Annotated in this window: 25 protein-coding genes; 14 read left to right on the top strand and 11 right to left on the bottom strand. The window is 62.2% G+C overall.

The genetic code is table 11. The features are described from left to right. Positions 1–27: 27 nt before the first annotated feature. From CFI11_RS06710 to CFI11_RS06720, 3 genes are read left to right on the top strand one after another with little or no spacing between them, the layout of a single operon-like run. Positions 28–855, top strand: a complete 828-nt coding sequence (locus CFI11_RS06710) for a DMT family transporter (RefSeq protein ID WP_130404292.1) — start codon at positions 28–30, stop codon at positions 853–855. 41 nt (positions 856–896) lie between these two features. After that, a complete protein-coding gene (locus CFI11_RS06715; protein WP_130404294.1) occupies positions 897–1637 on the top strand; it encodes an alpha/beta fold hydrolase in 741 nt (246 codons plus the stop codon). Beyond that, positions 1634–2776, top strand: a complete 1143-nt coding sequence (locus CFI11_RS06720) for an alpha-D-ribose 1-methylphosphonate 5-triphosphate diphosphatase (RefSeq protein WP_130404296.1) — start codon at positions 1634–1636, stop codon at positions 2774–2776. The genes CFI11_RS06715 and CFI11_RS06720 overlap by 4 nt, the downstream gene beginning before the upstream one ends. Before the next feature lie 68 nt (positions 2777–2844). Here CFI11_RS06720 and CFI11_RS06725 read toward each other — a convergent pair whose 3' ends face one another. The 3 genes from CFI11_RS06725 to CFI11_RS06735 form a co-directional block, all read right to left on the bottom strand. Further along, on the bottom strand, positions 2845–3921 hold the full coding sequence (locus tag CFI11_RS06725) for a 5-(carboxyamino)imidazole ribonucleotide synthase (protein WP_130404298.1): 1077 nt from the start codon (positions 3919–3921) through the stop codon (positions 2845–2847). Further along, positions 3914–4402, bottom strand: coding sequence for a 5-(carboxyamino)imidazole ribonucleotide mutase (gene purE / locus CFI11_RS06730; protein WP_130404300.1), 489 nt, complete (start codon positions 4400–4402; stop codon positions 3914–3916). The genes CFI11_RS06725 and purE overlap by 8 nt, the downstream gene beginning before the upstream one ends. Positions 4403–4471: 69 nt before the next feature. Beyond that, on the bottom strand, positions 4472–4696 hold the full coding sequence (locus CFI11_RS06735; protein ID WP_130404302.1) for a YdcH family protein: 225 nt from the start codon (positions 4694–4696) through the stop codon (positions 4472–4474). A gap of 161 nt (positions 4697–4857) precedes the next feature. Here CFI11_RS06735 and CFI11_RS06740 point away from each other — a divergent pair, with 161 nt between their 5' ends. The 4 genes from CFI11_RS06740 to CFI11_RS06755 all read left to right on the top strand — a co-directional run bounded on the left by CFI11_RS06740 (position 4858) and on the right by CFI11_RS06755 (position 7300). Then, on the top strand, positions 4858–5271 hold the full coding sequence (locus CFI11_RS06740; RefSeq protein WP_130404304.1) for an Hsp20 family protein: 414 nt from the start codon (positions 4858–4860) through the stop codon (positions 5269–5271). A gap of 4 nt (positions 5272–5275) precedes the next feature. Beyond that, positions 5276–5500: a DUF1150 family protein gene (locus tag CFI11_RS06745; protein ID WP_130404306.1), complete on the top strand. Its 225-nt coding sequence runs from the start codon at positions 5276–5278 to the stop codon at positions 5498–5500. Then, positions 5497–6372 carry a PhzF family phenazine biosynthesis protein gene (locus CFI11_RS06750; protein ID WP_130404308.1) on the top strand — a complete coding sequence of 292 codons (876 nt, stop codon included), beginning with the start codon at positions 5497–5499 and terminating at the stop codon, positions 6370–6372. Before CFI11_RS06745 ends, CFI11_RS06750 begins: the two co-directional genes overlap by 4 nt. Before the next feature lie 67 nt (positions 6373–6439). Beyond that, on the top strand, positions 6440–7300 hold the full coding sequence (locus tag CFI11_RS06755; protein ID WP_130404310.1) for a glycosyltransferase family 10 domain-containing protein: 861 nt from the start codon (positions 6440–6442) through the stop codon (positions 7298–7300). A gap of 70 nt (positions 7301–7370) precedes the next feature. Here CFI11_RS06755 and CFI11_RS06760 read toward each other — a convergent pair whose 3' ends face one another. Beyond that, on the bottom strand, positions 7371–9089 hold the full coding sequence (locus CFI11_RS06760) for a bifunctional sulfate adenylyltransferase/adenylylsulfate kinase (RefSeq protein ID WP_130404312.1): 1719 nt from the start codon (positions 9087–9089) through the stop codon (positions 7371–7373). A 223-nt stretch (positions 9090–9312) separates the two neighbouring features. Beyond that, entirely contained in the window at positions 9313–10281 is a 969-nt protein-coding gene (gene trxB / locus CFI11_RS06765) for a thioredoxin-disulfide reductase (protein WP_130404314.1), read from the bottom strand. 255 nt (positions 10282–10536) lie between these two features. On the opposite strand from trxB, the gene CFI11_RS06770 reads away from it, so the two are divergent. Then, positions 10537–11037 (top strand): Lrp/AsnC family transcriptional regulator, encoded by a 501-nt coding sequence (locus CFI11_RS06770; RefSeq protein ID WP_130404316.1) that lies wholly within the window; start codon positions 10537–10539, stop codon positions 11035–11037. Here CFI11_RS06770 and CFI11_RS06775 read toward each other — a convergent pair. The 5 genes from CFI11_RS06775 to lgt all read right to left on the bottom strand — a co-directional run bounded on the left by CFI11_RS06775 (position 11034) and on the right by lgt (position 15194). Further along, complete coding sequence (locus CFI11_RS06775) at positions 11034–11810, bottom strand: Hint domain-containing protein (RefSeq protein WP_130404318.1); 777 nt, start codon at positions 11808–11810, stop codon at positions 11034–11036. The genes CFI11_RS06770 and CFI11_RS06775 overlap by 4 nt on opposite strands. Before the next feature lie 304 nt (positions 11811–12114). Then, positions 12115–12261, bottom strand: a complete 147-nt coding sequence (locus tag CFI11_RS24260; protein WP_165390204.1) for a hypothetical protein — start codon at positions 12259–12261, stop codon at positions 12115–12117. 226 nt (positions 12262–12487) lie between these two features. After that, a complete protein-coding gene (pgeF, locus tag CFI11_RS06780) occupies positions 12488–13243 on the bottom strand; it encodes a peptidoglycan editing factor PgeF (RefSeq protein WP_130404320.1) in 756 nt (251 codons plus the stop codon). Beyond that, the gene (locus CFI11_RS06785) at positions 13240–14298 is read right to left on the bottom strand and encodes a class I SAM-dependent methyltransferase (protein WP_130404322.1); all 1059 of its coding nucleotides are present in this window, start codon (positions 14296–14298) and stop codon (positions 13240–13242) included. The genes pgeF and CFI11_RS06785 overlap by 4 nt, the downstream gene beginning before the upstream one ends. Then, positions 14295–15194 carry a prolipoprotein diacylglyceryl transferase gene (lgt, locus tag CFI11_RS06790; RefSeq protein ID WP_130404324.1) on the bottom strand — a complete coding sequence of 300 codons (900 nt, stop codon included), beginning with the start codon at positions 15192–15194 and terminating at the stop codon, positions 14295–14297. Before lgt ends, CFI11_RS06785 begins: the two co-directional genes overlap by 4 nt. A 95-nt stretch (positions 15195–15289) precedes the next feature. Between lgt and CFI11_RS06795 the strand changes: the two genes are divergently transcribed. The 5 genes from CFI11_RS06795 (at position 15290) to CFI11_RS06815 (ending at position 18510) form a co-directional block, all read left to right on the top strand. Beyond that, complete coding sequence (locus tag CFI11_RS06795) at positions 15290–15541, top strand: accessory factor UbiK family protein (RefSeq protein ID WP_130404326.1); 252 nt, start codon at positions 15290–15292, stop codon at positions 15539–15541. A gap of 336 nt (positions 15542–15877) precedes the next feature. Beyond that, a complete protein-coding gene (locus CFI11_RS06800; RefSeq protein ID WP_130404328.1) occupies positions 15878–16378 on the top strand; it encodes a YbjN domain-containing protein in 501 nt (166 codons plus the stop codon). Between the two features lie 32 nt (positions 16379–16410). Next, positions 16411–17226: a pyrroline-5-carboxylate reductase gene (gene proC, locus CFI11_RS06805; protein WP_130404330.1), complete on the top strand. Its 816-nt coding sequence runs from the start codon at positions 16411–16413 to the stop codon at positions 17224–17226. Continuing rightward, positions 17219–17557, top strand: coding sequence for a tRNA-binding protein (locus tag CFI11_RS06810; RefSeq protein ID WP_130404332.1), 339 nt, complete (start codon positions 17219–17221; stop codon positions 17555–17557). The genes proC and CFI11_RS06810 overlap by 8 nt, the downstream gene beginning before the upstream one ends. Further along, positions 17557–18510: a D-glycerate dehydrogenase gene (locus CFI11_RS06815; protein WP_130404334.1), complete on the top strand. Its 954-nt coding sequence runs from the start codon at positions 17557–17559 to the stop codon at positions 18508–18510. Before CFI11_RS06810 ends, CFI11_RS06815 begins: the two co-directional genes overlap by 1 nt. On the opposite strand, the gene CFI11_RS06820 is transcribed toward CFI11_RS06815, so the two are convergent. Continuing rightward, on the bottom strand, positions 18511–19095 hold the full coding sequence (locus tag CFI11_RS06820) for a thymidine kinase (protein WP_130404336.1): 585 nt from the start codon (positions 19093–19095) through the stop codon (positions 18511–18513). It abuts the gene before it with no gap. Positions 19096–19192: 97 nt separating this feature from the next. Between CFI11_RS06820 and arsH the strand changes: the two genes are divergently transcribed. Beyond that, on the top strand, positions 19193–19924 hold the full coding sequence (gene arsH / locus CFI11_RS06825; protein WP_130404338.1) for an arsenical resistance protein ArsH: 732 nt from the start codon (positions 19193–19195) through the stop codon (positions 19922–19924). Positions 19925–19973: the final 49 nt, after the last annotated feature.

The following is a 19973-nucleotide window of genomic DNA, read 5'->3' on the forward strand; positions in this document are numbered from 1 at the left end:
GCCGGGAATTGGCGCTAGAGGCGTGGGATGCGCGTGATCCTTTTGACTGCCCTGACCATGATCGCCTTTGCCGCCAATTCGGTGCTAAACCGGATGGCAATCGAAACCGGCGGCATCGATCCGGCGGGCTTTGCGCTGATCCGGGTGGCGGCAGGGGCGGCGATGCTGGTGGTGCTCTTGCGGCTGCAGGGGCGCAAGATGACCCTGGCCACGCCGCGTCGGCTGATCGGGGCCGGTGCGCTGACGCTCTACATGATCGGGTTTTCGCTGGCCTATCTGACGCTCGATGCCGGACTGGGCGCGCTGATCCTCTTTGGTGTGGTGCAGATCACCATGTTTGTGGTGAGTGCGGCGCGGGGCATCTGGCCCTCGCCGCGCCAATTGGCTGGCGCGATGGTGGCCTTTGGCGGGCTGCTCTGGGTGCTCTGGCCCGGGGAGAACGCGGTGGCTGATCCGGCGGGCGCATTGCTCATGGTGCTCGCCGGGATCGGCTGGGGATTCTACACGCTGGCGGGCAAGGCCGAACCGGATGCGCTGGCCGGTACGGCTGCGAATTTCGTCGTGTGCCTGCCGCTTGTGGCGCTTTTGCCGGTGCTCACGGGCCTGGCGGAGATGGCGCCCCTGGGTGTGGCGCTGGCAGTGATCTCGGGGGCTGTCACCTCGGGCATGGGCTATGCGCTTTGGTACAGTGTGCTGCCGAAACTGGAGGCGGCTGTGGCCGCGACGGTGCAGCTGAGCGTGCCCGTCATTGCGTTGGCAGGCGGTGTTCTTTTTCTGGGCGAAACGCTGAGCCTGCGCTTTTTGCTGGGCGGTGCGCTGGTTCTGGGAGGAATTGCCCTCACACTCAGGCGATAGGGGTTTTGCTGGGCGGTCTTTGACCGTATCTGGAGCGTATTATGCGTACGGTTCTTGCGTTTCTCATCTTCTGGCCAGGGGCGGTTCTGGCCGATTGTGTCATACTGCTGCATGGTTTGGCGCGGACGGAGGTCTCCTTTGCTTTGATGGAGGAAGCGCTGGTCGCCCAGGGGTTTAGCGTCGTGCGGCCGGGATATCCGTCGACCGAGGCGCCGATTGCGGATCTGGTGGCGCAGACGCTGCCGCCCGCGGTGGAGGCCTGCGGGCCGCGGCCTGTGCATTTCGTGACCCATTCGATGGGAGGGATCCTGCTGCGACACTGGCTGGCCGAGACCAAGCTGGAAAATCTGGGCCGCGTCGTGATGCTGGCCCCGCCCAACAAGGGCAGCGAGGTGGTGGACGAGATCGGCGATCTGGAGGTGTTCGGCTGGATCACGGGGCCTGCGGGGCGCCAGTTGGGGACAGGGGCCGAGGATGTGCCGCGCAGCCTCCCGCCGGTTGATTTCGAGCTGGGGGTGATCGCGGGCAACCAGTCGCTGAGCCCGCTTTTTTCGTCGATGTTGCCGGGGCCGGATGACGGCAAGGTCTCGGTCGAAGCCACCTTCGTGGAGGGGATGAAGGCGCATATCGTGCTGCCAGTGACGCATACTTTCATGATGAACAACCCGCGCGTGATCGCCGAGACGCTGCTGTTTCTGGAAACGGGGAAGTTCGATCCCGGCCTGACCTGGCTGGAGGCGCTGGAGGTCTTGCCGCCGGTGGTGGAGATCGACGACAGATGACCGCTCTTGAGTTCGATGTAACGGGGGCAGAGGTGCTCTTTCCGAGTGGGTTGCGGCGTGCGCCTTTGTCTGTGGCGGGCGGGTGCGTTGTGGGGGATCCGGTCGGGCGCGTTGTGGACCTGAGCGGCTACCGGGTGATGCCGGGCATCGTGGACGTGCATGGCGACGGGTTCGAACGGCACATGGCGCCAAGGCGCGGAGCAATGAAGGAGATGGATCAGGGTCTGATCGCGGCGGAGGCGGAGCTGGCGGCGAACGGGATCACCACGGCGGTGATGGCCCAGTTCATGAGCTGGGAAGGGGGGCTGAGGGGCGAGGACTTCGCCGATCAGGTCTTCATGGCGATGGGGCGGGTGAAGGGCGATCTGGTCACCGACATTCACCCGCAACTGAGGTTCGAGACGCATTTGCTGGAAGCCTACGAGACGCTGCCCGACAAGGTCGCGCGCTGGCAGGTGGGATATGTCGTCTTCAACGATCACCTGCCGCATGACCGACTGGCCGAGGGGCGGCGCCCGAAGAGTCTGACAGGGCAGGCCCTGAAAGCAGGGCGCAATCCCGAGGCCCATCTGGCGCTGCTGCAGCGGCTGCACGAGAATGGGCCGGATGTGCCGACGGCGTTAGATCGGCTGACCGAACGGCTGGCAGCGCAGAGCGTGCGGATGGGCAGTCATGACGATGCTTCACCCGAGGCGCGCGCGGTCTGGCGGGGACGGGGCGTGCGGATTTCGGAGTTTCCGGAGACGCTGGAGGCGGCTGAGGCGGCCTGCGCGGCGGGTGATGCGGTGCTGATGGGCTCACCCAACGTGGTGCGGGGCGGCTCGCATAAAGGGAATGTGAGTGCTGTGGACCTGGTGGCAATGGGTCTTTGCGATGCTCTGGCGTCGGATTACCACTATCCGTCGCCAAGACGGGCCGCGCTGATGCTGGCGCGAAGCGGGGTCTGCGATCTGGCGAGGGCCTGGGGGCTGATCTCCGCCGGACCGGCACGGGTGCTGGGATTTGAGGATCGCGGTGCACTTCTGCCGGGGCAGCGGGCGGACCTGGTGGTGCTGGAGGGCGACCGTGTGGCGGCGACCTTTGCGGCGGGCCGGGTCAGCTATATGGCGGGCGATGTGGCGGCGCGGTTCTTCAACTGAGGCGGCAGGCTGGTTGAGAGCGCGGGATATCCCGTATTTTTGTCGAGAAGAAGCAGGGGACCTGCGCATCAGGGGCTGGCGGGGCGCATGATGCGGTTGACGTGGCCCATCTTGCGGCCTGGTTTGACCTGGGCCTTGCCATAAAGGTGCAGCGCGGTGTCGGGTTGCGCTGCGAGATCGGTCAGGCGGTCCATGTCCGCCCCGATGAGGTTTTCCATGACGATATCGGTGTGACGCGTGCCGTCGCCGAGGGGCCAGCCCGCGATGGCGCGGATGTGCTGTTCGAACTGATCGATCGTGCAGCCGTTTTGCGTCCAATGACCGGAATTGTGAACGCGCGGGGCGATTTCATTGACGACGAGCCCTTGGGGTGTGACGAAGAGTTCGACCCCAAGGACGCCAACATAGTCGAGTGCGTTCAGGATCTTGGCTGCCAGAAGCACGGCGTCGGTGCGTTGCGCGGCGCTGAGCCGGGCGGGTACGGTGGTGGTGCGTAGGATGCCGTCCTCGTGGACATTCTCGCCGGGATCGAAAGCCGCGACAGTGCCGTCGAGACCGCGGGCGGCGATAACGGAAACCTCGTGGCTGAAGGTGACGAAGCCTTCGAGAATAGCCGGGGCGCCGGCCATCGCGGCGAAAGCGGTTTTGGCATCTAAGGGCGTGGTGAGTCGGGCCTGGCCCTTGCCGTCATAGCCGAAGCGACGCGTTTTCAGGATGGCGGGCGTGCCGATCGTGGCAACGGCCGCGTCGAGGCTGTCCGCGTCTTGGATATCAGCAAAGGGGGCGGTGGCTAGGCCGAGATCGCACAGGAACGTCTTTTCGGTCAGGCGATCCTGGCTGATCCTGAGCGCCTCGCGTCCGGGGCGGATGGGGCGAAGAGCCTCAAGCGTGTCGAGGGCGGCTGTGGGGATGTTCTCGAACTCGTAGGTGATGACATCGACGGCCTTTGCAAAGGCTGTGAGCGCGGATGCATCCTCGTAGGGGGCTGTCGTGACGCTGTGGGCCACATCGCCGGCAGGGGCCGTGCCCGGTTCGAAGATATGCGCGCGAAAACCCAGGCGGGAGGCCGCGACCGAGAGCATGCGGCCCAGTTGCCCGCCGCCCAGAATGCCGATCGTGGCGCCGGGGGCGAGGCGGTCAGTCATCTTGCGGCGCCTCGGGGATGGACGCCGCCAGGGCCGCGCGCCAGGCATCGAGACGTGCTGCAAGGGCCGCGTCGCTCACCGCGAGGATGCTGGCGGCCATCAGTCCCGCATTGGCCGCGCCTGCCGCGCCGATCGCCATGGTGGCGACGGGAAACCCCTTGGGCATCTGCACGATGGAATACAGCGAATCGACGCCCGAAAGCGCCCGCGTCTGAACCGGCACGCCAATGACCGGGACACGGGTCTTGGAGGCCATCATGCCAGGCAAATGCGCCGCCCCTCCGGCGCCGGCAATGATGGCTTTCAGCCCGCGTTCCACAGCGGTGCGGCCGTAATCCCAAAGCCTGTCCGGAGTGCGGTGCGCGGACACGATCCGTGTTTCATAGGGTATGTCGAGGGCGTCGAGAATATCGGCCGCCTCTTTCATCGTGGGCCAGTCCGACTGGCTGCCCATGATGATCCCCACCTCGATCTGCCCCATATCCGCCTGTCCCTAACCGCGAAAGAGCGCGCACTATAGCCAAATGCAGGCGCGTGGCAACGGGCCGGATCAGGCGATGATGTCCGGGGTAAGACGGTCTTCGATCAGGGCGATCTTGTCTTTCAACTGCAGCTTCTGCTTTTTGAGGCGGCGGATGCTGAGCTGATCGCCCGTCGGCCTTTCGTTGAGCGCAGTGATGGCGTCGTCAAGATCCCGGTGCTGCACGCGCAGGGCTTCGAGCTGCGTGCGCAGAACTTCGTCTGTGTCCATGGCGAGGTCGGTGGGGGCATTCATCGATGTGGCTTTTCAAAGATGGCTTCCAGGGCTTTAGAATATCGCGTTAATGTCATTTCGACTAGCCCTTGTTATAGAGGCGTTTTCTTCCCATATTCCTAACCAGCGGCTGCCAGAACGGGGCCGCACCAACCGTCGCTTTTCTGCCAAAGGACGTGGTAATGACAAAACTTACCCTGGGCTCATACCCCCATCTTCTGGGGTTCGAGCAACTGGAACGCCTGCTGGAGCGCACGGCGAAATCCGGAAATGAAGGCTATCCGCCTTTCAACATCGAACAGACGTCTGATTATTCGTACCGCATCACCCTAGCTGTTGCCGGTTTTGCGGAAGGGGACCTCGCGATCACTGTGGAGGACCGTCAATTGGTCATCCGGGGTCGCCAGAAAGAGGATGGCGAGGGGCGCGTGTTCCTGCACCGCGGCATTGCCGCGCGGCAATTCCAGCGTACCTTTGTTCTGGCCGATGGTGTCGAAGTGGGCGAGGCGATCATGGAAAACGGATTGCTGCATGTCGATCTGACCAGGGCGATGCCCGAGACGGTGGTGCAGACGATCAACATCAGGAAAGGGTAAGCGGATGAATACACCGATTGATTTGAAAGACGCAGACCAGCGGATTGTCTATGTCAAGACGGTCGATGTGGCCGATCTTCCCGAGAACGTGCAAGCAGAGGCGGGTGAGCTGGAACAGCTTTACGCCGTGCACGACGCCGATGGTCAGCAACTTGCGTTGGTCGCCGACCGCAAGTTGGCCTTTGTTCTCGCGCGGCAGCACGACATGCACCCTGTCACCGTGCATTGAGACGCTTCAAGTTTGACTGGGTCGATGCATTTTCGACCCAGCCCTTCGGCGGAAACGGGTGTGCGGTTGTTCATGACGCGGCGCATCTGGATGCAGACACCTGCATGGCCTTCGTGAGGGAAACGGGGCTTGTGGAATGCACCTTCGTCGGCCCCTCGGAAACGGCAGACATCCACGTGCGATACTTTCTGGCGAGCCGGGAGATACCGTTTGCCGGACATCCCACCCTTGCAACCGTTGCTGCGCTTCAGGCGCGGGGCCATCTTTCAGGCGACGAGGTTGTCTTTGAGACAGGTGCGGGACGTGTTCCAGTCACCCTGACCCCGGACGGGATCGAGATGGTGCAGGTGAAGCCGGTCTTCGGTGCGCAGGCAAACCCGGCGCTTGTCGCTGCGGCGGTCGGGCTTTGCCCGGAAGATATTGTCGATACACCTCAGATCGTGTCCACAGGTTTGCCGTTTTGCATCACCCTTCTTCGGGATCACGACGCGCTGCGGCGCGCGTGCCTGGTGCCCGACGCATGGGCGGAGCTGGCGCGGAGCATCGGGGCCGACGGCCTGGACGTGATGGAGCCGTTTCTGGTGACCCTGACGGGCGCGTCGCCCGGCGGCGACACATTCTCGCGGTTGCTGCTTGCGCCGCCCAGCCCCCCGGAGGATCCGTTCACCGGATCGGCGACCGGCGCGATGGCGGCGTATCTTTGGGCGAGGGGACATAAACCGCACGGGCGGTTTGTGGCGGAGCAGGGACATTGGATGGGACGACCCGGTCGGGCAGAGGTGTCACCGGTGGGCGCGGCCGACGCGCTGACGGGGGTCCGCCTGCGGGGCCAGGCTTATGTTCTGATGCAGGGCGATCTGAATTTGCCTTAGGGGGCTGACGCAAGGTCTTTGCGGGCCGCTGTCTTTGCCGCTATAGGGCGCGCAAAGAGGAGCCCTGATGACAGAGCCTGCCATTGCAATTCTGCCCTATGGAAAGACGCTGGGCCGTCGGTCGGCGGATCTGCCGCTTTCCGATCTGATCTGGCCCCTTGGCTGCCCGGACCGGCTTCGTGACGGGCGACTGCGTGACTTGGGCTCAGAGGATCATCTGATCGTCTACCCCAAGACCGAGCTGCATATCCGGCCCGATTGGGGGACTCGTGCACGGGTTTCTCTGGTGATGGGAGAGCCCTCGGTCATCCATGCGCGCCACATCAGGCTCCTGCGGCTGTCATGGCGGCGCTTCTTTCGGGTTCTGACGTTCAGCGAACGGCTTTTGGGGCGCATCCCGAATGCTCTTTTCTTCCCTTTTGGAACGACCTGGGTGCCCGAATGGCAAAGCCTTCCCAATAAGAAGATCAAAATGATGTCTCTGATCGCCTCTGCCAAACGGGATACCGAGGGCCATATGCTTCGGCATGAAACGGTGGACTGGGTGCGCAGCCGCGATCTGGATGTCGACGTGATGGGACGCGGATACACCCCGTTCGAGCGTAAGGCAGACGGTCTGGCCCCCTATCGCTTTTCGGTGGTCATCGAAAACGTCCGGGAGCGAAACTATTTTTCGGAAAAGCTGGTCGATGCGGTGCTGTGCGGCACCGTTCCGATCTATTGGGGGTGTCCCAATCTTTCAGATTTCGTTGAAACAGACGGGCTGGTGATCTGCGAGAATGCAGACGAGGTGCGTGCCGCGATCCTGGCGGCCTCTGAGGCGCAATATCAGGCACTGTGTCCGGAACTGGAACGCATCCAGCCTGAACTTGCGCGTCATGGTGACCTGGAAAAACGCGCCGCGGAGGCGATCCGCGACGCGCTTTGAAGCTGGCGCCGTTTTCCGACACGGAAAACGGCCGGAATTTGTGACAAATTCCGGCGCGTTGAAAGCGGCGTTATTCGCCCGCGATCAGACCCATGCTTTCGAGCTTCAGAAGAACCTGATGGGCGCAGTTGTCGACGTCCACATTCTCGGTCTCGACGCGAAGCTCGGGATTTTCGGGCACATCGTAGGGGTCGGAGATACCGGTGAACTCCTTGATCTTGCCCTCGCGCGCAAGCTTGTAGAGCCCCTTGCGGTCGCGCCGCTCGCATTCCTCGATCGTCGTCGCGACATGCACCTCAACGAAGGCGCCATAGCTTTCGATGTCCTCACGGACCGCCCGGCGTGTCGTTGCATAGGGGGCGATCGGCGCACAGATCGCGATCCCGCCATTCTTGGTGATCTCGGAGGCCACATAGCCGATGCGACGGATGTTGAGGTCGCGATGCTCTTTCGAAAAGCCCAGCTCGGAGCTGAGGTTTTTCCGGACGATATCGCCATCCAGCAGCGTGACCGGGCGACCGCCCATTTCCATCAGCTTGACCATAAGCGCGTTCGCGATGGTCGATTTGCCGGAGCCGGAGAAGCCGGTGAAGAAGACCGTGAAGCCCTGTTTGGAGCGGGGCGGCTTGGTGCGGCGCAACTCGGTCACGACTTCCGGGAACGAGAACCATTCCGGAATCTCGAGCCCCTCGGCCAGGCGACGGCGCAATTCGGTGCCCGAGATATTCAGGATCGTGACGTTGTCCTTATCCTCGATCTCGTCCGCGGGTTCGTACTGGGCGCGCTCTTGCACATAGACCATGTGTTTGAAGTCGACCATTTCGATGCCGATTTCTTCCTGGTGGGCGCGGAAGAGGTCTTGGGCGTCATAAGCGCCGTAGAAATCCTCACCCGCGGAGTTCTTGCCCGGGCCTGCATGGTCACGGCCGACGATCATGTGGGTGCAGCCGTGGTTCTTGCGGATCAGGCCGTGCCAGACAGCCTCGCGCGGGCCGGCCATGCGCATGGCCAGGTTCAAAAGGCTCATCGTTGTCGTGGCCGACGGATACTTGTCGAGCACTGCTTCGTAGCAGCGCACACGCGTGAAATGGTCCACGTCGCCCGGCTTGGTCATGCCGACGACCGGGTGGATCAGCAGGTTGGCCTGCGCCTCTTTGGCGGCGCGGAATGTCAGTTCCTGGTGCGCGCGGTGCAGCGGGTTGCGGGTCTGGAAGGCCACGACACGACGCCAGCCCAGCTTGCGGAAATAGGCGCGCAGTTCATTCGGCGTGTCGCGACGGGCGCGAAAATCATAGTGCACGGGCGGCTGAATGCCGGTGACCGGCCCGCCCAGATACACTTTGCCCGCCGTGTTGTGCAGGTAGTTCACCGCCGGATGCGCCAGATCATCGGCACCAAACACTTTTTCGGCTTCGCGCGATTTCTCGGGGACCCAGCGATCGGTCACCGTCATGGTGGCGAGGATCACGCCTTCCTGGTCACGCAGGGCGATATCTTCGCCGATCTCGATCCCTTCGGCAAACTCTTCGGACACATCAAGCGTGATCGGCATCGGCCAGAGCGTGCCGTCCTGCAAGCGCATGTTCTCAACGACGCTGTCATAGTCTGCTTCGCTCAAAAAACCTTTCAGCGGGTTGAAACCGCCATTCATCAAGAGCTCAAGATCGCAGATCTGGCGTGGCAGCAGATCGTGGCTTTTCAGATTGCCCGCTTCGACCTTCAATTTCTGAGCGGAGTCATAAGACACATAAAGTTCTGGAATAGGAGCCAGATTGGCAAGCATCGTCATTTGAATTGTCTCGTCGTTTAAGCTGGGAGAGCTGAACACTCTCGGACGCGCGGGGCATAGACCCTGCACAGGGCAAATGTCTAGGCGGAGATGCCTCATTTTTGACGCGCTGAGGTGTTTTAGCGCGCTCGGTGCATGCCAATTGAGCGAAAAATCTCCGAAAAACAGGACAGCCGCCAAGGCATGCCATCCTGTGCATGACGGGTATGCAGCGCGGCTTGGCCTATTCGGCGGCCTGGGCGGCGTGCTCTACCGGATGTTCGGCCAGGAAGCGTTCGGCCTCAAGTGCTGCCATGCATCCCATACCCGCCGATGTCACAGCCTGACGATATTTGTGATCCGTCAGATCGCCGGCGGCGAAGACACCGGGAATGGATGTCTCGGTGCTGTCCGGCTTGGTGACGACATACCCACCCATATGGGTTTCCAGAACATCCTTGACCAATTCGTTTGCCGGTGCGTGACCAATTGCGACAAAGACGCCCTTGGCCGCGATCTCGGTGATCTCACCGGTCTGAACGTTCTTCACCCTGACGCCTTCCACGCCGAGCGGCGCGTCGGTTCCGACCACTTCTTCAAGCTCATGAAACCAGAGCGTTTCGATCTTGGGGTTCTTGAACAGGCGATCCTGCAGGATTTTTTCCGCCCGCAACGTGTCGCGCCGATGGATCAGTGTGACCTTGGACGCGAAGTTGGTCAGAAACAGCGCTTCCTCAACGGCCGTATTGCCGCCGCCGATCACCACGATTTCCTGCCCGCGATAAAAGAAGCCATCACAGGTCGCACAGGCCGACACGCCGAAGCCCTTGAATTTCTCCTCCGAAGGAAGGCCCAGCCATTTCGCACGCGCACCGGTCGCAAGGATCACGGCATCGGCCAGATAAACCGTACCCCCATCACCGATCGCCTTGAACGGGCGCTGCGAGAGGTCGAGGTCGGTGATCAGGTCCCCGATGATCTCGCATCCCATCGCCTTGGCATGTGCTTCCATGCGGACCATCAGATCGGGTCCCTGAACTTCGGTATCGCCGGGCCAGTTCTCGACCTCGGTGGTGGTGGTCAATTGCCCCCCCGGTTCGATGCCCTGGACCAGGATCGGCTCCAGCATCGCACGGCTGGCATAGACGCCCGCCGTATATCCGGCAGGTCCTGAACCTATGATGAGAACCTTGGTTTGGCGTGTCTCGGTCATGCTGTCCCCCAACCTCCGCGCGGCGAGTCGCTTGCGTGCCGCAGGGCCATGGATATAGCGGGCGCCGGGCGCGCTTTGAACCCCCTGTCACGACCCGCTCCGCTTTCCGTGATCCGCGGGCTTGCGTTGATGGACATGGCTGGACCGGCGCCCAAAAAACATGCGTCTGATTTACGGTTTATTGCGCTGCAGCGAAATAATATTGCGCGCGCCTGCGGCGCTGTTATAACAACTGCGAATTTTGGGGAGCAGAACATGGCCACGACACGGCTGGATCCGATTGATCGCAAGATCCTGGCTGAATTGCAGGCGGATGGACGGATGACCAATGTTGAACTGGCAAAGCGTGTTGGCATTTCCGCGCCGCCCTGCCTGCGCCGGGTTCGAACACTGGAGGAGGCGGGCCTGATCCGCGGCTATCACGCGGATGTCGACGCCCGGGAACTGGGTTTTGAGGTGCAGGTCTTTGCCATGGTCGGCCTACAAAGCCAGGCCGAGGCGGATTTGAGCGCATTCGAGGACCGGTGCCGCAATTGGCCGCTGGTGCGGGAATGTCATATGCTGAATGGCGAGGTCGACTTCATCCTCAAGTGCGTGGCGCCCGACCTCAGCACCTTCCAAAGCTTCTTGACCGGCGCGCTGCTGACCACGCCAAACGTGGCGAGTGTGAAGACGTCCCTGGTGATCCGCGGCGCCAAGGACGACCCGGGCGTGCCGTTCGATATCCTCGAAGAGCGGCTGAGTCGCAGCGCCTAAGCTGCGCTGATGCTGTCGGCCTGGCCATCGCCGCTGCGCGGATAGGCCAGCAATCCAAAATCGCTCAACGTGCCGAGGTGCGGGAACAGGTTCAAAAAGAGCCCGCGCATCGCGTGGCTTGCCGTGCGGAGTAACGCAGGCCCCGGATGATAGGTCTCCATCTCAAGGCCGCCGACCCGGATCACCGCGTGCCTTTCAAGGCAGATGTGATAAAGCTGCACCGGCGTGGGCGGGGTGGTTTCGATCACGTTTACCCCGTCCTGAAAGGCTTGCACCGGGGTCAGAACTTGGGCGCCGGCGCTGAGCGCGCGCAGATGTTCCGGCGTGTGAAGCACGCGGGCTGCCGGCCCGGTGATCACGTCACTCATCGGACGCGCCATTCCGAAGCTGTCTGCCATGAACCGGGTCAGCCTCAGATCACGCCGGCTTGCCGTTGTTTGACCGGGCTGTACCGTCGTGGTGCCGATCCAGAGGACGGGCTCCAGATGGCCACTGGCCGTCAGGATGCGATCGCCGGGCAAGATATCCTCGATCGCAAGGGGGCCATGCTGTGTCTCGACAAGGCTGCCGCGGGCAAAGGCACAGAACGCATCTTCGAAAAGCGGGAGGGCCGGGGCGACCTGCCGGATCTGCCGCGTGTCGCCGTTGAGCAGAAGGGCCGCGACATCGTACCGCCGCATCTGCGGTTTTTTGCCTTGGGCGGTTCTGAGATCCTGCAGATCCGGACCAGCCGATACGGACCGGCTGGCCGAGTGAAGGGGGATATAAGCCATGAAACGAGCCCTCGTCTTTAGGGTCGCATCCGCGTCGGCCCCCACCGACAACGACAGACGGACAATGTGTCAGTCAGTTTTCGTGTCGAGAAGAATTTGCATGAAATGGCGGAACTGTCAAAAATTCACGCACTTTTGGCATGTATTCCGCGTCAATCGAGTGCGCCTTCGCCGTTTGTTTCGTCAACCGGATCAACGCCGCCACATTCTGATTCGCCCTGTTGGTGGGCCGAAGGCATGAAAAAACCCGCCGCGCGATTTGCGGGCGGGGTTGTTGGTTTGTCTGGTCCTTTGACCGATCCGATCAGGCGGTTTTGACCGCCTTCAGAACCGGGGCAGAGCGGCGCAGGATCATCGCTGTGCGCGTCTTGCCACGGGTCCAGGGCATGTGAACATCGGTTGTGGCCGCAGTGGCGATCACGGACTTAAGGAAGCGGTCTTTGACTTTCATGGTCGGTCTCCTGCCGAAACATCATCCGGTCGCCCGGGTTTCATCTGATGTTTGCAAGATGCTGGCGTAATGCGGCGCCTATAGGGCCGATTTTAGGAAAAATGGGGCGAATATGTCATTATCAGCGAGGGCCGGGTTAACTTTTTAATTTTACTGAGTTTTTAAAGGTTTTGCGAAGGTCAAATTCAACCGGCCTGGCCGAAATGTGGCAGCTTTCGCCCCAATCTCAGAGCCGGATGGCCGAGATCAGCCGACCATAGTCAGCCTCCTTCGCATGCGTGCTGCGCCGGTACGAATAAAAGCGACCCTCGTCGGAGTAAGTGCAATGGCGCGTCCATTCCGCCTGCTCCACGCCCGCCTCACGCAGCCTGTGCAGACCATAGGCCGGCAGATCGAAATGAAGGCGGTCCCCCTGACCATTGGCGAAGAACCGTGCATTGTGGGGGTCATCGGTCAGGAAGGTTTCAAAGAATTCGGGTCCGACTTCATAGGCGCGCTGGCTGATCGACGGTCCGATGACCGCAGCGATGGAGCTGCGCCGGGCACCCAGCGTTTCCATGGCGTTCAGAGTGGCCTCCAGAATGCCGTCAAGCGCGCCCCGCCAGCCTGCATGGGCAACGCCGACAACACCCGCTTCCTGATCGGCGAAAAGGACGGGCTGACAGTCGGCGGTGAGCACCGTCAGGGCCAGCCCCGGTATGTTGGTGACGGCGGCATCCGCGACCGGGCGGTCAGAGGGAACTTCGGTGACAATGGCAACATCGGCAGAATGGACCTGGCGCACGCCAATCATCGCCCCGTCCTCCACCCCCAGCGCGTCGGCGACGCGGTCGCGGTTTATCTTGACGATATCGGTCTGGTCGGTTGATCCGATCCCGCAATTGAGGCCCGAGAACACCCCCGAAGAGGCGCCGCCGCGGCGGGTGAAGAACCCATGCGTGATTGGGGTCAGAACGTCGGACGTCAGTATTTCAAGTGTCATGGCTCCAACCCGGGCGGAGGTGCGGCGCCTTCGGGGAAAAGGCCGATTACCTTGAACAGGTTTCCCATTTCCTCGGGATGCGTCAACCGGCGATGTGCAGCGATCAGTGCATCCAGGGCGGTGCCGTCCAGCTTTTGGGCGAGCGCCTGCGCCCGCGCGGTGATTCCCAACCGTTCCAGAAACACACCCTGCGGGGTAAGGCGGCTGTGGCGGCAGGGGATCCCCTGCACCAATGCTTCAAAGTCGACATGTGCGGTCAGATCGGCGCGGCCTGGCATGCTCAGCGGATCCACGCGCTCATGCGCGCGCAGAGCCTGCAGCGTATCACCGAGCGAGCGCCAGTCGCCGTAGTCAACAAGGAGTGCAGCCCCGCCATGCTGCGCGATCCGTGCCGAGAGGTCGGCCATAACCGCACCTGCGGCGGTGCAAAGCTCCACGAGATCTCCATCTTGGGTGTCATCCAGGCGATGTTGCAGGGCTGGCTGGGCCTGCCGGACGCCAAGCCCGAATCTCAGCACCGATTCGTCCAGCCCGATGCGACGTTCGCGCCAACCGGTCCCGTCCCGCAGGAACTGGCGGATGGGCAGGGCGTCAAAGAACTCATTCGCCAAGCAGAAGAGAGGCTGGTCGGGCAGGTCGGATGTTGCGGTGATCCAGTGCGGCTCATAGCCAGCGAGGGTTTCTTTTTGACGGGTCTTCAGGGCGGGCGAGGCTTCGACAAGAACGATTCGGGCGGCATCCGCAAAGCCCGGAACGCCTTTTGTCGCCCGTAGCAGATCCGCCATGAGTGTGCCGCGCCCCGGGCCAAGCTCTGCCAGTGTGAAGGGGTTGGGACGGCCCTGGTCCAGCCAGCTTTGAGCAAGCGAGAGGCCAATCAGCTCTCCGAACATTTGGCTGATCTCCGGCGCGGTTGTGAAGTCACCTGCAACGCCAAGCGGGTCACGGGTGGTGTAATAGCCGAATTGCGGATGCAGCAGGCATTCGGCCATATAGTCGGCCACGCTGATCGGACCCTCCGCCTGGATCCGGGCGATCAACACGTCCTTCAGGCTCATGCGGGGGCGGTGGCAGCGCGGTTGCGGGCGCGCAGGATCAGCCAGAGACCAAGCGCGATCATCGGTATCGAAAGGATCTGGCCCATCGTGACCCCATAGCCGCCCATATGCAACGCCAGGCCAAGGGGGTTGCCGGGCGAGATGAATTGCGGATCGGGCTGACGCACGAATTCGACGATGAAGCGGCCAAGCCCGTAGCCGGCAAAGAAGGTGCCAGCCACCAGGCCGGGCCGGTTGAGCGCACCGCGCCGCCAGACCATCCAAAGCAGCAGAAGCCCCAGAAGCAGCCCTTCGAGAAGTGCCTCGTAGAGCTGAGACGGGTGGCGGGCGCAGATACCCGCAACCTCGGGGCAGAATTGCGCGGCCTCGCCCGGAAAGGCCACGCCCCAGGGCAGATCGGTGGGGCGGCCCCAAAGCTCTGCGTTGATGAAGTTGGCGAGACGGCCCAGAAACAGCGCGGGCGGGGTGGCCAGCGCCATGATGTCCGCTGCACTGAGCTTGGGAATGGCTTGGCGACTGGTATAGATCCAGGCGGCGATCACCACGCCCAGAAGGCCACCATGGAACGCCATGCCGCCTTGCCAGATCATCAGGATCTCGCCCGGGTTCTGCAGGTAATAGCCGGGTTGGTAGAAGAGAACGAAGCCGAGCCGCCCCCCCAGGATCACGCCGAGGATTACCCAGGTGAGCAGATCCTCGATCTGGGCGGGTGTCATCGGGGGCTGGCGCTGGGCCCAGAGGCGCGTCGCACGCACGGTAATCACCGCGATGCGCCAGCCCATCAGGATGCCCACGATATAGGCCAGCGCATACCAGCGCATTGCAAATTCGAAGCTGCCGATGGTGATCGAGAACAGCTCGGGCGAGATGTCGGGGAAGGGGAGCATGGCCTGCATATGCGTCTCAATGCCTCTGGCTGGGGGGGCAAGTCAACCTTGCCCGGCGGGCGCGCCCCTCCCATATAAGGTGCAACCTGACATGGAGATGACAGATGCAGACGCGTAACAAGTTCATGGACGATATCTCGCAATTGATGACCAATGCGATGGGCGTCGCCCAGGGCGCGCGGGAAGAGGCCGAGACGGCGATGAAGTCGATGATTGACCGCTGGATGGCGGATCGCGATTTCGTCACCCGAGAGGAGTTCGATGCGGTGCGCGCGATGGCCCAGAAGGCGCGCGAAGAGAACGACGCCCTTCTGGCGCGGATCGAGGCGCTGGAAGCCAAAGGCAAAAAGAAGTGATCCAAAGGAGGCGCTGACGCGCCACGCGATTTTGGAGCCTTTTGCCCCTGCGACACGGCATGCCGGCCGGTCGCGGGGGTTTTGATGTTCGGCCCCCGTATTTTTATCGAGAAGAAGGGACGGGCGCGGTTCTATTAACCATTCGCGATATTTCGAGCAGGATTTCGGCTGATCCACAACTTATTGCGGTTATCCCCAAATAAAGGGTTGCCAGACGCAAGAACAGGCCGCACCATATCTGGTATGGGCACGGGGGATCGCCCCGGTCTTTAGAGCAGGCACCTAGCGCTTGGAGCGCATCAGGCTCCGACCGCTAGAGATGAGTGAGGTGGCAGCATGGCCCTTTCCGAGCATATTCTGGAAGACGAGATTCACCCGATCGACATCGTCGAAACGCTGGCGGAGCATCACGAGTGGGATTTCGACCGTCTGGGGGACGACCAGATCGCGATGGCGGTTGAAGGACAATGGCGCACCTATTCGTTGACGCTGGCCTGGTCGGGCTATGACGAGACGCTGCGCATGGTCTGCACCTTCGAGATGGACCCGCCAGAGGATCAGCTTGTGCGGCTCTACGAGCTTCTCAACGCGATGAACGATCAATGCTGGGCGGGTGCTTTCACCTATTGGGCCGAGCAGAAGCTGATGGTCTACCGCTACGGGCTGGTCTTGGCCGGAGGGCAGGTGGCCAGTGCTGAGCAGATCGACACGATGATCAACGCGGCCGTGTTGAGTGCTGAGCGGTATTATCCGGCGATGCAGCTTTTGATCTGGGGCGATCGCACGCCACAGGAAGCGATGCAGGTCGCCATTGCAGAGGCTTATGGCCGCGCGTAAGTCTGGCCCCTGAAACGATCGGGGGAGAGATCATGTGGCGGGATGACCTTGCAGCTCGGGGACTTGTGCTTTTGGGCTGCGGCAAGATGGGGTCGGCCATGCTTGAGGGTTGGCTGAAAGACGGGTTTCCGGGCGGATCTGTCTGGGTGCAGGATCCCGCACCGTCGGATTGGGTTCGGAACCGGGGCGTAAACGTCAACAAGGCTCTGCCGGACAGACCGGGTTTGGTCCTTGTGGCTGTGAAACCGCAGATGATGGCCGAAGCCCTGCCGAGCCTGAAGGCCTGGGGGGGCGGGCAGACCGTGTTTCTTTCTGTCGCGGCTGGAACGCCCTTGTCCTATTTCAAAACGGTGCTGGGAGAGAATACCCCGGTGATCCGCGCGATGCCCAATACGCCGGCGGCGATCGGCAAGGGGATTACGGCGCTGATCGGCAATGTGGCTGCAACGGCAGATCATCTTGATGCGGCAGAGGCGCTTTTATCGGCGATCGGAGACACTGTCCGACTTGAGAACGAGGGGCAGATGGATGCGGTGACCGCCGTGAGCGGGTCCGGCCCGGCTTACGTTTTTCATCTGATCGAGACGCTGGCGGAGGCGGGCATGTCTGAAGGATTGCCGGAGCATCTGGCACTGCGTCTGGCTCGGGCCACGGTCGCGGGCGCGGGGGCGATGGCGGAGATGGCGGAGGACAGTCCGGCACAATTGCGGGTGAACGTCACCAGCCCGAACGGCACCACACAGGCGGCACTTGAGGTGCTTATGGATGCGGGGCGCGGCTTTCCGGCTCTGATGAGGGAAGCGGTGAAGGCAGCCGCCGAGAGATCCAGGGAGCTTTCCCGTGGCTGAGATTACGTTTGACGATTTCCTGAACGTCGATATCAGAGTGGGCCGCGTGGTGAAGGCCGAACCATTTCCGGAGGCCCGCAAGCCTGCGATCAAGATGTGGGTCGATTTCGGCGGAGAGATCGGCGAGAAGCGGTCTTCGGCGCAGATTACGGCGCATTACAGTCCGGATATGCTGGTGGGCCGTCAGGTTTTGGCGGTGGTGAATTTCCCCCCAAGGCAAATCGGTAAATTCATGTCGGAGGTGTTGGTGTTGGGTCTGCCCGATGCGAGCGGCGAGATCGTTTTGATCGGACCGGACAAGGATGTGCCGGTCGGGGGGCGGATGCATTGATGCGGCTTTTGATCACGCGTCCCATGCCAGAGGAGATCGAGACACGGGGGCGGAGCCTCTTCAATGTCGATATGCGGGATGCCAATACGCCGCTGACAGAGGAAGAATTGCAGCGGGCGCTTGAGGACTATGATCTTGTGTTGCCTACCCTTGGAGATGCCTTTTCGGCGGACGTCTTTTCAACCGCCCGGTCGCGCTGCCGGCTGCTGGCAAACTTTGGAGTCGGTTACAATCATATAGATGTGGCTGCTGCCGATGCTGCGGGTGTTGCCGTCTCGAACACGCCGGGGGCTGTGACCGACGCCACCGCCGATATTGCGATCATGCTGATGCTGATGTCCGCACGCCGCGCGGCGGAGGGAGAGCGCCTGGTGCGCTCCGGTCAGTGGTCCGGCTGGCATCCGACACAGATGCTGGGCCTGCACGTGACCGGCAAGGCGCTGGGTGTCGTGGGTATGGGCCGTATCGGGCAGGCGATCGCACGACGGGCGCATTTCGGGTTCGGGATGGCGGTTCACTATCAAAGCCGCAGTGCGAAGGATCTGCCTTATCCCGCAGAGCGGCATGAGAGTCTTCAGGACCTGGCTGCGAATGTTGACGTGCTCGCAGTCGCGGTGCCCGGGGGAGCAGAGACCCATCATCTGATAGATGGGTCGGTTTTCAGCGCGATGCGGACCGGAGCGCATCTGATCAACATTTCGCGTGGGGATGTCGTGGATGAAACGGCGCTGATTTCAGCGTTGGAGCGGGGGGAGATCGGTGGGGCCGGTCTGGATGTCTACGAGTTCGAGCCGAAGGTGCCGGACGCGTTGATCCGGTCTGACCGGGTGACGGTGTTGCCGCACCTGGGCACAGCCGCGCTGGAGGTGCGCACGGCGATGGGGCATATGGCGTTGGACAACCTGCAGGCCTTTGCCGCGGGCAAGCCCTTGCCCAACGCTGTCACGGCCTGATCATCCGCGATCCTTTACCGCCTCTCGCCAATGCCGGCGACAGAGCGATACATACGTTTCGTTGCCGCCGATCTGGACCTGGGCGCCTTCGGTCAGGACACGCCCCTGATCGTCCTGGCGGATCACCATGGTGGCTTTCTTACCGCATTTGCAGATGGTGCGGACCTCGCGCATCTCGTCCGCCCAGGCAAGAAGGGCCGCGGATCCGGGAAAGAGGTTTCCCTGAAAATCCACACGCAGGCCGTAGCACATCACCGGTACGTTGAGATCGTCGACCACGCGCGCGAGTTGCCAGACCTGATCGCGCGTGAGGAATTGTGCTTCATCCACAAAGACGCATCGGATTTCGACGCTGGCGAGGGCGGTGTCGATCCGGTCGAAGAGGTCGTCATCGGGAGAGAAAATTTCGGCCTCACTGCCGATGCCGATGCGCGAGGCAATCCGTCCGGAGCCCGCGCGGCCATCGATGGCCGCGGTGAGCAGGAAGGTTGCCATCCCGTTTTCCCGGTAGTTGTGAGACGCCTGAAGCAGCACGGTCGATTTGCCGGCATTCATTGTGGAGTAGTTGAAGAAAAGCTTAGCCATGGCTGTCCGTCTAAGCCGGGCGTCGGAGGCTCACAAGTGGGTTGCCTCGGGATGGGTTTCGGGGCAGGTGCCAAGGGGAGGAAGATGGAGGCGCGCGATGACGGAAGAACTCGACCTGGGCGATCTGCCGGAGATCGTCGATGGCATGCTGCAGCCGGTGGATATCGACATGCTCGCAGCACCGGGAGATCCGAGGCATAAGCCGCGGATCCTGCTTCTTTACGGGTCCTTGCGGGAGGTAAGCTATTCCCGCAAAGCGGCGGAAGAGGCTGCGAGGGTTCTGCGCGCGCTGGGTTGCGAGACGCGGATCTATGACCCCGCAGGCCTGCCGCTGGTGGATGACGCGGATGCGGATCATCCCAAGGTCGCCGAATTGCGGGAGCTTGCGACCTGGTCGGAGGGTATGGTCTGGTCAAGCCCGGAGCGGCATGGCGCGATGACCGGCGTGATGAAAACCCAGATCGACTGGCTGCCGTTGTCGATGAAAGGGGGGATTCGGCCGACACAAGGCAAGACGCTGGCGGTGATGCAGGTGTCTGGCGGATCGCAGAGTTTCAACGCGGTGAATCAGATGCGCATTCTGGGGCGCTGGATGCGGATGGTGACGATCCCGAACCAGTCGAGCATTCCGAAGGCTTGGCTGGAATTCGGGCAGGACGGTCGGCTGCCCAATGGCCCGCTCTATCGTCGGATCGTGGACGTGATGGAAGAGTTGGTGAAGTTCACCTGGATGCTGCGTGGGCGCAAGGATTATCTGGTCGACCGATACTCCGAACGGGTCGAGAGTGCCGAAGACGTGCACAAGAGGGTGTCGTTGAAGGGGATGTGAGCCGGCGGGACGACGCTCTTGCAGCAAGCTGCAAGTCGCCCCGCCCACC

Source organism: Thalassococcus sp. S3, from assembly GCF_004216475.1.
In the GTDB taxonomy this organism is placed as follows: Bacteria; Pseudomonadota; Alphaproteobacteria; order Rhodobacterales; family Rhodobacteraceae.